Here is a 12,677-nt window from a genome sequence, read left to right as displayed (position 1 = left end):
ATAGATCAAATTAGAGTATCTTACTTAGTAAATATTACATTGAAAACTATCAGGGGCGCCTATTGACTAAGTTGAGATGGGTACCAACTGGCTTTAAAATTCTTTACATTTAATGAATACAATTAAAAACCTCACCATACTTTTATTAGCTGCATTCTTATTGAACGCATGTGCATCTTATCAGGCACAATATCTAAATAAAGAAGATCAAAATAATACGTTTCCGGACAAGGAAGTTGACAAGGTGTTCTATTTAGTAGGAGATGCTGGTTTTTCTCCAATGAATGGGATGTCTCAAGGTTTAATAGCATTCCAGAAATATATTTCAGACAAGGATACCAAAGGAGACTATACTCTTTTCTTGGGAGATAATATCTACCCTGCGGGTTTGCCTCAAATTGAACACAAATACCGTGGTACCGCTGAGAACATGCTTAATGCGCAAATAAATGCTGTCGAAAATTTTGAGGGTCAGACTATTTTTATTCCTGGCAACCACGAGTGGTATTCTGGAGGACTAACCGGTGTGCGTTTGCAGGAAGAATACATAAAAGAAGCTCTAGATGATAATAGTTTTTTTCCAGAAGATGGCTGTCCGCTAAAAAGTATTGATGTTAGTGAGACCATTCAATTAATTATTGTAGATACGCAATGGTATCTTGTCAACTGGGATCGTCATCCTACCATAAATGAAGGCTGTCAAATAAAAACAAGAGAACGATTAATGCTTGAATTGGAGGGTGAAATAAAAAAAGCTCAAGGCAAAACCATTGTTTTTGCTATGCATCATCCAATGTACACCAATAGTACCCATGGCGGTCAGTTTGCGTTAGAAAAGCATCTATTCCCAATGCAACGTAAAATACCAATGCCAGGCCTGGCCTCATTAGTAACTCAAATCAGGTCTCAGGGCGGTGTATCCATACAGGATAGATATAACGAGCTTTATAATAATCTTATGGATCGGTTGGAAAATTTGGCCACTGAAAATGGCAATATCGTTTTTGTGTCCGGTCATGAACATACCTTGCAGTATATAGACAATGGAAATATTAAACAGATTGTTTCTGGATCTGGTTCCAAAACTGGACAAGTCAACCTAAAAGCCCATGGAGTATTTGCCTATGGTTTGCAAGGATTTGCGGTGATGACCGTTTTCAAGGATGGCAGCTCTTGGGTACAGGCTTTCGGTTCAGAAAATAATACGCCACATTTATTGTTTCAGAAAGAAATTTATCCGCCCAAAAAACCTTATGATTATTCAATTTTGCCAGACACCTTTCCTAATGAAGTAGAAGTCTCCATATATTCTGATGAAGAAACAGACAAATCATCTGTTTACAAAATGCTTTTGGGAGATCGTTACCGGAACATTTACAGCAAGCCAATTAAGGCGCCTGTAGCTACATTAGACACGCTTTATGGAGGTTTGGAAGTGGTACGCGCTGGTGGTGGACATCAAACAAAATCTCTCCGATTAAAAACTAAAGATGGTAGAGAATTAAATATGCGCGCATTGCGCAAGAGTCCGACGCAATATTTAGAGAAAGTGCTTTTTAAAAACACATATGTGGCGGATGCCTATGAGCAAACAGAAATTGAAAGTTTGATACTCGATTTTTATACCGCCGCTCACCCGTATGCATTTATGGCCATTCCTGATTTATCAGATGCCGCTAAAATTTACCATACCAATCCTCAAATATTTTATATCCCTAAACACAAGCATTTGGGTGAATATAACTCAAGTTATGGCGGCCAATTGTATATGATTGAAGAACGACCAGAAGAAAATTATACTGATGAGCGCAATTTTGGTTACGCTGATGATATTGAAAGCACCTATGATATTATTGAAAAGGTGCGTAAGGATGAAAAGTATAAGATAGATGAAAACGCCTATATCAGAGCACGCTTATTTGATATGTTGATTGGCGATTGGGATAGGCATCAGGACCAATGGCGTTGGGCACAGTTTAATCAAGAGAATGGCGATAAATTATATAAACCTATACCAAGGGATAGAGATCAGGTATTCTCTAATTTTGACGGCACCCTACTCGATATTGTAAGAGTTATTTCAGGATCCTCAAGGCAGCTTCAAGTTTATGATGAAGAACTAAAGGATATTAAGTGGATGAATAGTGCAGGCGTCAAATTAGATAGAGTCATATTACAGCAAAGCTCTAAAGAGGCATGGTTAAAGCAGGCAAAATTTTTGGAAGAGCATGTTACTGATGAGATTATAGATAAGGCTTTCAGTAAAGTGCCAGTTGAGGTTCAGGATAGCATTATTGAAGATATTAAAGTTAAATTGAAAGGGCGTCGCAGCAACATGCAGGATATTGCAAGCCGATATTATAATTATTTGAATGAATTGGTGGTCTTGACCGGCACTGACAAAGATGATTATTTTGAAATTATCAGATTAGGGAAAGATTCTACCCGAGTGAAAGTTTCACGCCTCAAGGATGGTGGCATCAGTGAGCCTTTTCTTGAACAGATATTTGATGGCAATATAACCAAGGAACTCTGGATTTATGGACTAAATGACGATGATCAATTTGAAGTGACAGGCAAAGGAGACAACATGATTTTTACGAGGATAGTGGGAGGTCAAGGCAATGATGTATATAATATAAAAGAAGGTAAACGCATTAAAGTGTATGACCATAAGTCTAAAGAGAATACGGTGTTAGCTAATAATGGAGCAGCAATTAAATTTACAGATGTTTACAAATTGAATCTTTTTGATTTTGAGAAAAATAGGACAAAAGGCACAGCAATTACCCCAAATTTTAGTTATAACCCAGATGATGGTGTTTTGCTAGGTGGGTCTGCGGCCTATACGGTTAACGGATTTCAGCGCAATCCGTTTTCACAACAACATTCTTTTAATGCTAAATATGCATTTGCAACTAGTGGTTTTAAATTGGATTATCATGGAGAATTTGCTAATTTCTTCTACGATTGGAATTTAAGTGTGGGTGGTACCTATACCAATGAATCTTACACCAATAACTTCTTTGGTTATGGTAACGAATCTGTTTATGATGCTGATCATTATGATTATAATAGAGTAAGAACAAGTATCTACAGTGGTCATATTGAGATCTTAAAAAGATCGCCATTTGGTAGTGATTATGGATTTAGAGCTATTTTTGAAGGGATTCAATTAGATGCATCTTCTGATCGGTTTATTACCACATTCCGTCCCGCAAGTGATGAGGAATTTTATGAACGTCATTATTTTTCAGCATTGGAGGCTGAATATGATTATTTGAGTGCTGACAATTTGATGAACCCAACTAAAGGAATGACCTTTCATTTGGACGTTGGGGCAAGAACCAACTTACAGGATGCTGATGAGGTGTATGCCTATATCAATTCTGACGTAGGCTTTTATAACGCATTGACCAAAGATAAGACGTTGGTATTAAAGACGGATGTACGCACACAATTTCGTTTTGGAAATAATTTTTTATTCTATCAAGCTGCAAATATTGGTGGTGACAATGGTTTGCGAGGCTATAGGGCAGAACGCTTTACTGGTAAGAATTCTATGGTAGCTAGCGCTGACTTGCGCTACAGTTTTCCATCCATCAAAACGCGCTTGCTCCCGTTGCAAATTACAATATTTGGAGGAGGAGACGTTGGTAGAGTGTGGTTTAAAGGAGATTATTCTGATAAATGGCATAATGATTACGGAGGTGGACTAAGAATTACCGCGGCCAAGTCGCTGTCAGGAACGTTCAATCTGTTCACCGGGGAAGATGGCTCTCGATTTTCATTTGGTTTCGGATTCAATTTTTAAACCGGCCAACCACAAGCATTTTTATGATGAAAAAGCGATTTTATAGGATTATTGAATATATTATCAAATTAGAAAGTAATATTGCATTCTATCCTACGCTAATCAGTTTAATCGGACTGTTTTTTGCATTCTTTATGTATTATGCTGAAAGTTGGGGCATCTCTACATATTTAATTGAAAATGCACCGCTTCTGGTTATTAATAATACAGAAACTGCACGGAGTTTATTAACTACGTTTATTGGAGGCTTAATCTCCATTATGGTGTTTAGTTTCTCTTTGGTAATGATTTTGCTTAATCAGGCTTCGAGTAACTTTTCGCCGCGCTTACTGCCCGGATTAATTTCCAATAGAAGGCATCAGATTATATTGGGAATTTATAACTCCTCTTTATTATACTGTATTTTCACCTTGGTTTCCATTACACCAACAGGCGATAAGTATCAGCTTCCTGGATTTTCAGTACTGTTGGCCATTATTTTTATGACCTTATGTCTGGGGGCATTTATTTACTTTATCCACTCCATATCACAACAAATTCAGGTAGGTACCATTATGGATAAAATTTATGATTCCGCTCATGCTCGGTTGGGCAGACTCATAGAAAATGAGAAATCAATAGAAACAGATTTTCCAGAGACCAAAAGCTGGAATGAAGTCTCCTGTAAAAAATCAGGTTATTTTCAGGATGTCAGTTTAAATGCACTTGCTAGTTTTGCTAAGGAACACAAAATTAAAATTGAAATCTCCCAAATTAAAGGCACATATGTTTTTAATAGCATCCCTTTATTCCGATACTCCGGGCCTGAGTTAGGAGAGGAAAATGTCAACCAGGCTTTGGGTGCTTTTAATTTTTCTAAAAATGAGCTCGTTGAAGAAAATTACGTTCTGGCGTTTAAACAAATTACAGAAATTGCCTTAAAAGCAATGTCGCCAGGTATCAATGATCCCGGCACCGCAATTAATGCAATAGATTATATGACAGAACTATTTGTGCTCCGAATGAAAAAACGTGATACCAGTTTTATCTTTGATGATGATAAGGCCATTATTAGCATCAAAACGGTGAGTTTTGAAGTGTTGATGTACAATGTAATGGCTGCGTTGCGCACGTATAGCAAGCATGACATTATTGTGGTTCAGAAATTATTTATGATGCTTGAGTATCTATTGGGGCATGCTGAAGTTTATGATCCACTTTACAGAAAAACAATCGTTAAGGAGATTAATACTTTATACAAAGACGCCATAGAAAATCAAAATAATGAAATGGATTTAACCGCGTTAAAAACGCGAATGTCTAAATTAAAAGCTCTGAACGAATCTGATTTTAAGGTTTAATAGTCAATTTAATTTAGAAGTTCCACACATTTAAATACCTTTGAATAGCATAAACACATTATGAATGACTGATGTAAAAGATTTAATTAAGCTCATCACATTAAAACAGATCAATCCCAACCAATTTGAGGGCTATAGTAAAACCGTAGGGAGTCCAAATGTTTTTGGCGGCCAGGTCTTGGCGCAGGCTCTTAATGCGGCATATAGAACCATTACTAATAACCGAGTTTTACATTCTATGCACTCTTACTTTTTGGAGGCTGGAAATTTAGAAAAACCCATAATTTACACGGTAAATACCACTAGAGATGGAGGGAGTTTTTCTGTAAGACGCGTTACGGCGGAACAAAATGGGATTACTATATTTATACTTTCGGCCTCATTTCAGAATAAAGAAGAAGGGCATAACCATCAAATCAGTATGGCTGAGAACATTAAACAGCCTGAAGAATTATTGAGTTGGACAGATATTTTGGATCAGTTTGGTGAAGTGATTCCAAAACAGATGAAAGGTTTTTTGGAAGTGGAACGCCCCGTAGAATTTAAGCCGGTAGAACTTGTCAATCCGTTTAATACTAAAGACTTGCCTGCATTTACCAACGTGTGGTTCAAGCTTAATGGTGATACCTCAATATTAGATTTCGCTCTAAAACAGCAACTACTAACCTATGTGTCAGATTATAATATTCTAGCGGCAGCTATGAATAGACATGCCAGCAAAGCACATTGGGGAAATACCCAAACCGCAAGCTTGGACCACTCTATGTGGTATTTTAGAGAGTTTGATTTTGATGATTGGATGTTGTATTCTATTGAATCTCCAAATACATCAGGCGCACGCGGATTTGCAAAAGGTAACATCTTTACCAGAGATGGTCTACTCGTAGCTTCAGTGGCGCAGGAAGGATTAATGCGACCAAAAACCTAACCGATAAAACTATTGGTTATTATCTATAACCTACGACTGTAAGATGAACACCATAAAAAGAATTGGGCACAGAGGTGCCAAAGGGCATGTGGCAGAAAACACATTGGAGTCCATTCAGAAAGCGTTGGATTTAGGTGTAGATGGTATTGAAATTGACGTGCATCTGTGTCAAACTGGTGAGTTGGTGGTGTTTCATGACTTTACTTTAGAACGCCTAACGGATGGCTTTGGTCAAATTGCCATGAAAACACTTGAGGAGTTGAAGGCATTGAAGGTTAATGATCAATTTAAGATTCCGACATTGCTTGAAGTTTTAGATATTATCAATAGAAAATGTGTCCTTAATATAGAGTTGAAAGGTAAACAGACTGCTTTTGAAGTTTGTAAAAGTATCCAATTATATACTGAAGTAAAAGATTGGTCTTTTGAAGATTTTATCGTGTCAAGCTTTGACTTTGAAGAATTAGTGAGTGTTTCCAACATAAATAAGGATATTCCTTTGGCAGTGCTAACTGAAGACAATCTCAGTGGAGCTCTCAATTTTGCTAAATCAATCAGTGCAAAAGCCATACATCCAGAATATCATTTGTTAACCAAAGAAGGAGTTCAGGAGATTCAAGACTTGGGTTTTGATGTGAATACCTGGACGGTTAATAATTTTGAAGATATTGCGATGATAAAGTCATTTGGAGTTAATGGTATTATTTCTGATTTCCCGGACTACATATGAATTTTAAAGATGTCATAATTATTGGTGGTGGAGCAGCAGGCTTTTTTGCCGCAATAAACATTGCGGAACAACATCCCCATTTAAAAGTGGCGATTCTTGAACGTGGGAAAGAAGGTTTGCAAAAAGTTCGCATTTCTGGAGGTGGCCGTTGCAACGTAACGCATGCTGAATTTGTGCCATCTGAATTGGTTCAAAATTATCCTAGAGGTGAAAAGGAGCTCTTAGGCCCTTTTCATCAGTTTATGACCGGAGATACTATAGAGTGGTTTGAAAAACGCGGTGTGGCTCTTAAAATTGAAGAGGACGGGCGCATGTTTCCAATTACCAATTCTTCTCAAACGATAATTGATTGTTTTTTGAGCCAAGCTAAAAGGCACCAAGTAGAGGTTTGTTACAATGAAAGTGTAAAAAGTGTTGAACCTTTACCACAAGATGGAACAGGAATTTCTAGCCCTCATTATAAGGTAATGACACAGTTGAATACTTATCTTTGTGCCAAGCTCGTTATAGCCACGGGTAGTAATACAAAGATCTGGAAATTATTGGAAGATTTGGGGCATCGAATTATACCGGCAGTACCCTCGTTATTTACCTTTGATATTAAGGACGAACGTATCAACGACATTCCAGGAGTTGTTGCACCAAATGTGGAAGTGAAAGTTGTTGGCACAGATTTGTATTCTGAGGGGCCATTGCTAATAACACACGTGGGCATGAGTGCGCCGGCCATTTTGAAACTTTCGGCATACGGCGCAATTGAATTGGCACAACGACATTATAAATTTAATATAGAAGTCAATTTCATTAAAAAATCCTACGAAGATTGCATAGAAAATTTGAAGGACTGTAAGCTTACTTTTGCTAAAAAGACAGTGTTTAAGTCGCCACAATTTGAACTTCCCAAACGCTTGTGGCATAAATTGGTGAGCGTTTCTGCTATTGCACAGGACACCAGATGGGCCGAATTAAACAAACAACAACTGGAAAGTTTGGCGGCACAACTGACCCAGGCTGTCTTTAAAGTAGACGGTAAAAGTACATTTAAGGAAGAATTTGTAACTGCCGGTGGAGTTGAGCTTAAGGAAGTCAACTTTAAAACTTTTGAAAGTAAGCTCCATAAGCATCTCTTTTTTGCTGGAGAGGTCCTTAATATTGATGCTGTTACAGGAGGCTTTAACTTTCAGAATGCATGGACAGGTGCTTACATTGTTTCAAAATCTATATGCGCCAACTAGTCTTGATACACGTGACTGTAACTTAATAGAATTGATTTGAATTCTTCAAAGTCATACGGTTTTGTAATAACGTGATTCATTCCACATGCCAAAGCTTTTGTGTGGATTTCAGCAGAATTTAACGCTGTCAGTGCTAAAATTGGAATATTTGGATTAAATAGTCTGATATGTTTTGTAGCCTCATAGCCATCCATATCTGGCATGTTAATGTCCATTAACACAAGGTCGTAATCTTTTTCTTTCACCAAACAGATGGCTTCTCTGCCATTTGATGCGGTATCAGAGCCAAAACCAGAAATCTTTTCTACATTTTTTTGAGTTACCATTAAATTGATGGAGTTGTCATCTACCACAAGTATTTTTGTTGGTATACTTTGCAGTTGAATAATTGAAGATTGGTTTGTTTTGCTTGCAACTTGTGCAATTTCAAAATCGATATCAAAGTAAAATGTACTGCCTTCATTGGGCTTTGAGACAAAGTTAATTTCAGAGTTATAGCTCTTTAGTAAAGTTTTTACAATATAAAGACCCAACCCAGACCCCGTGCTGTTTTTTTCAAGAAATGTTTTATTTTCAAAGGCATTAAAAATAATATCTCGGTGTTTGGATTGGATTCCAATACCTGAATCTTTAATTTCAAATAAAATATTAACGTGCGTATTTGTACGACGTTGCTCGGTGAGATTTATAGAAACAAAGCCTTTGGAGGTGTATCGGATGGCATTATAAGATAAATTGATTAAAATTTGACTCAGTACTACACCATCTATCAATAACAATTCGTCCCATTTGGTTTTCTCAACATTGGTGTAGAGTTCCAATCCCTTTTGGTTGGCAGAAACTTTTAACGAACTGGAAATTCTTTTAACAAGTTGCAATACGTTAGTTGGTTTTGAGTGTAATTGTTTATTTTCAAACTTTACTTTTGAAATTTGCAAAACGTTATCAATAAGCACGGAAATATAGTTGCTGGAAGAAATTAAAGCGTTCAAATAGCTTCTCCTTTTTTCAGGAGATTGCTCTTGTTTAATTAGGGTTGCCAGTCCACCAATACCATATATGGGCGTACGGAGTTCATGGCTTAAAATTGAAAAAAACTCCAGACGTTCTTTGTCTATAATTTTCAATTTCTTGTTGGATTCCTTTAGTTTTAAGTTGATTATATTAATGCGCTTTCTATTGGTATAAAAATAATAAAAGAAAATTATCAATCCGGTAAGCAGTAAACTTAGGATAATGGTGGATAACAAGAAAGCATTAGACAATACCTTTTGTTGCCTCCGCTTGGTATTTGTAAGTTGTAACTGTTTTTCTGTGGTTATAATTTTATAAATTAAATCGCCATTTTTTGATATGCGATGTTGAAAATCTTGAATAGCGAGATATTTTAAAGAATCAGCTATCAGTAAATAAGTATTTGCTGAATCTAAATGTTTTGTACGTTCGTTAAAATATCTAAACTTGTAATAATTGAGTGTTGACACTTGACTTAATGGGAACACGTTTTCCTTTCCGTAAGTTCGAAAATTGTTCGGGTCTATTTTGAAAAGTACTTGATAGCCTTCTCTAAATTGCTTTAAATTTACCAGTGCAACACCACGGTAGTATTTATATGAAGCATCCAAACGTACTTTTTCAATTTTGTTTTCTGAAGAAAACTCAAAATCCTCTAAATATTTTAGGGCTTTATCGGCCTCCTCTAAAGTGCGGGCATAATCCCTTATAAAGTAATTTTTACGAATTTTGGATTCTAAACTATAAAAAACATTAATACTTCCAAGCTTGGTAGAATGCTGTATGGCAATAGGAATAATGCTATCAAATTTGCTATAATCTTTGCCATCTACATAGTTTCGCGATAATTGTGTAAGAATATTATCAACTTCTTTCGGTTTATTTAAAGAGTCAAAAAGGTGATAAGCTTCAACATAATAGTTGGAGGCGGTATTGTAACTCTCTATATGCGAAAACACCGATCCTAAAGTTTGGTAGGTGTAAGCCAAGGATAAAGGTTGGTTGTTTGCCTTAAAGCGTGAAATGTCAGCATGTAACAGAGAGGTTGCTTCAATTATACTGTCATTCTCAACAAGTTGATTTATGCGCTGCTTCCTGGATGAAGGCTCTTTAGGTTGTGAAACACAAAAATTAGGAATACAAGAAAGTGCTATTAATATCAATAATGATTTTAATAAATTCATGATTTGGGGATATGAATAAAAATATAGGCTAAAAAATCTCGGCAAAAGTATAAATTTTATGTTTATTAGTCTGTTAATTAGTGTTTAAACATTGCTTAGTTGGTGAAAAATATAATTTTAACAATTGGGTAATTTGTAAGTTATTGATATGCAGATAGTTACTGGTGTAGTGGCGTTTCAATTGTGTATAAAGAATTCAGAATGTTAGATTTAGAATTTTAATGACCCAATTGAAAAACCCTTATCTTTGCCGCTGATATTATAAAAATGACTGAAAAAGATTTTATTCCTGAAGATTATGCACCAAATGTTGCATCCGGAAAGGTTACTTGGGAGTCTCCAAGTAATATAGCCCTTGTTAAATATTGGGGAAAGAAAAAGAATCAAATGCCAGAGAATCCTTCTTTGAGTTTTACATTAAGTCATTGTAAAACGATTACCTCACTTAGTTTTGTTAAGAAGGAAGCAGTTGATAATGTGTTCAGTTTTGAGGTGTATTTGGACGGTACAGTTAAGGAGGATTTTAAGCCTAAAATTCAGACATTTTTTGAAAGAATAGAGAATTATCTGCCATTTTTGAGGGATTATAAATTTAAGATCGAAACTGAAAACACATTTCCACACAGTTCTGGGATAGCTTCTTCAGCTAGCGGAATGAGTGCCTTAGCACTGTGCTTGATGAGTGTTGAAAAACAGTTATTGGCAGCTCACAATGTATTAAACGAAAATACTCTAGATGCCCATTACTTTAATAAGAAGGCGTCCTTTTTAGCGCGTTTAGGGTCAGGCAGTGCATGTAGAAGTATAGAAGGTGATATCATTGTTTGGGGAGAGACTGAAAGTATTGAAAATAGTACAGATTTGTTTGGAACAAAGTATCCATATGAGGTGCATAAGAATTTTAAGTATTATCAGGATACTATTTTGCTTGTTGATAAGGGTGAAAAGCAGGTGAGTAGTACGGTAGGACATAATTTGATGCACAACCATCCGTTCGCGGAGCGCAGATTTGAACAAGCCCATAGGCATATGGATAGCCTGAAGACAATTTTAAAATCTGGAGATTTAGCGGCTTTTAATAGCTTGGTAGAAAGTGAAGCGTTGACATTGCACGCCATGATGATGACCAGCATGCCATATTTTATTTTGATGAAACCCAACACTTTGGAGATTATCAATAAAATTTGGAATTTTCGAAAAGACACTGGTTTGCACGTGAGTTTTACGCTTGATGCAGGTGCGAATGTACACGTGCTTTATCCTAAAAACGAAAGTCAACAAATCTTACAATTTATTAAAGATGAGTTGGTTGTCTATTGTCAAAATGGGCATTATATTTGCGACCAAATTGGTTTTGGGGCAGTTCAAACCCAATAATATTGCTTATATTTGCTTAATATATAGTGCAGCCCTAAACTGTTACTTGAAGATTACAATATGAAAGGACCTCTATTTTATTCTAAAATTCTACTTTTTGGCGAATATGGTATCATTAAAGATTCCAAAGGCTTATCTATTCCCTACAATTTCTACAACGGTGCGTTAAAATCTGACGGGCTTCAATCTGACGCTGCCATAAAATCAAATGAAAATTTGAAGAAGTATGTGGAGTATTTAAAAGGCATTAGTCCAGAACTAGTGACTTTTGATCTAGAGTCTTTGGATAAGGATGTCAATGCAGGTATGTATTTTGATTCCTCAATTCCTCAGGGTTATGGTGTAGGTAGTAGCGGCGCATTAGTGGCTGCTATATATGATCAATATGCATACGATAAAATTACGGTATTAGAAAACCTAACGCGCGAGAAACTCATGACGTTAAAGTCAATTTTTTCGGAAATGGAATCTTTTTTCCATGGTAAGTCGTCAGGTTTAGACCCTCTAAACAGTTATCTGAGTATCCCTATACTCATCAATTCTAAAGATCATATTGAAGCTGCCGGAATTCCTTCACAAAAAAGTGATGGTAAGGGGGCTGTGTTTCTATTAGATAGTGGTATCATAGGCGAAACAGCGCCAATGGTAGGGATTTTTATGGAGAAAATGAAACAGGAAGGGTTTCGTAACATGCTTAAAAATCAATTTATAAAACATACGGATGCGTGTGTTGATGATTTTCTTAAAGGTGATTTTAAATCCTTATTTACCAATACCAAGAAACTCTCAAAAGTGGCTTTGAGCCATTTTAAACCAATGATTCCCCCACAATTTCATGCCCTATGGAAAAATGGACTGGACACTAATGATTATTATCTTAAACTGTGTGGCTCAGGAGGTGGCGGTTATATCCTAGGTTTTACTGAGGATATTGAAAAGGCGAAACAGTCTCTTAAGGATTACAAGTTGGAAGTAGTTTATAATTTTTAAACGTTGTTTGCGCGTTCAGGTATACTTTTACAGACGCTGTATTTTATTCTAAATTCCTTAGTTTT

8 protein-coding genes are annotated in these 12,677 nt (G+C 36.3%); 7 read left to right on the top strand and 1 reads right to left on the bottom strand.

From position 1 onward, the window contains the following. The first annotated feature begins 112 nt into the window (after positions 1-112). From BXY82_RS01915 to BXY82_RS01895, 5 genes are all read left to right on the top strand, one after another. A complete protein-coding gene (locus BXY82_RS01915; protein WP_133756489.1) occupies positions 113-3,814 on the top strand; it encodes a metallophosphoesterase in 3,702 nt (1,233 codons plus the stop codon). A 23-nt stretch (positions 3,815-3,837) separates the two neighbouring features. Then, positions 3,838-5,154 carry a DUF2254 domain-containing protein gene (locus tag BXY82_RS01910; protein WP_243835651.1) on the top strand — a complete coding sequence of 439 codons (1,317 nt, stop codon included), beginning with the start codon at positions 3,838-3,840 and terminating at the stop codon, positions 5,152-5,154. A 64-nt stretch (positions 5,155-5,218) separates the two neighbouring features. Then, on the top strand, positions 5,219-6,082 hold the full coding sequence (locus tag BXY82_RS01905) for an acyl-CoA thioesterase (RefSeq protein WP_133756488.1): 864 nt from the start codon (positions 5,219-5,221) through the stop codon (positions 6,080-6,082). A gap of 43 nt (positions 6,083-6,125) precedes the next feature. Further along, positions 6,126-6,812, top strand: coding sequence for a glycerophosphodiester phosphodiesterase (locus tag BXY82_RS01900; RefSeq protein ID WP_133756487.1), 687 nt, complete (start codon positions 6,126-6,128; stop codon positions 6,810-6,812). Beyond that, positions 6,809-8,047, top strand: coding sequence for a BaiN/RdsA family NAD(P)/FAD-dependent oxidoreductase (locus BXY82_RS01895; protein ID WP_133756486.1), 1,239 nt, complete (start codon positions 6,809-6,811; stop codon positions 8,045-8,047). Before BXY82_RS01900 ends, BXY82_RS01895 begins: the two co-directional genes overlap by 4 nt. Here the strand turns inward: BXY82_RS01895 and BXY82_RS01890 are convergent. Next, positions 8,044-10,245, bottom strand: a complete 2,202-nt coding sequence (locus BXY82_RS01890; protein WP_133756485.1) for a response regulator — start codon at positions 10,243-10,245, stop codon at positions 8,044-8,046. The genes BXY82_RS01895 and BXY82_RS01890 overlap by 4 nt on opposite strands. Positions 10,246-10,512: 267 nt before the next feature. Here BXY82_RS01890 and BXY82_RS01885 point away from each other — a divergent pair, with 267 nt between their 5' ends. Both BXY82_RS01885 and BXY82_RS01880 read left to right on the top strand, forming a co-directional pair. Next, positions 10,513-11,622, top strand: coding sequence for a diphosphomevalonate/mevalonate 3,5-bisphosphate decarboxylase family protein (locus tag BXY82_RS01885; RefSeq protein WP_133756484.1), 1,110 nt, complete (start codon positions 10,513-10,515; stop codon positions 11,620-11,622). A 60-nt stretch (positions 11,623-11,682) separates the two neighbouring features. After that, positions 11,683-12,612: a mevalonate kinase family protein gene (locus BXY82_RS01880; RefSeq protein ID WP_133756483.1), complete on the top strand. Its 930-nt coding sequence runs from the start codon at positions 11,683-11,685 to the stop codon at positions 12,610-12,612. Positions 12,613-12,677: the final 65 nt, after the last annotated feature.

The organism is Gelidibacter sediminis (genome assembly GCF_004364975.1).
Classification (GTDB): Bacteria; Bacteroidota; Bacteroidia; order Flavobacteriales; family Flavobacteriaceae; genus Gelidibacter; species Gelidibacter sediminis.
Note: the sequence above shows the minus strand (reverse complement) of the source record. Positions and strands in the feature narration are given on the sequence as shown.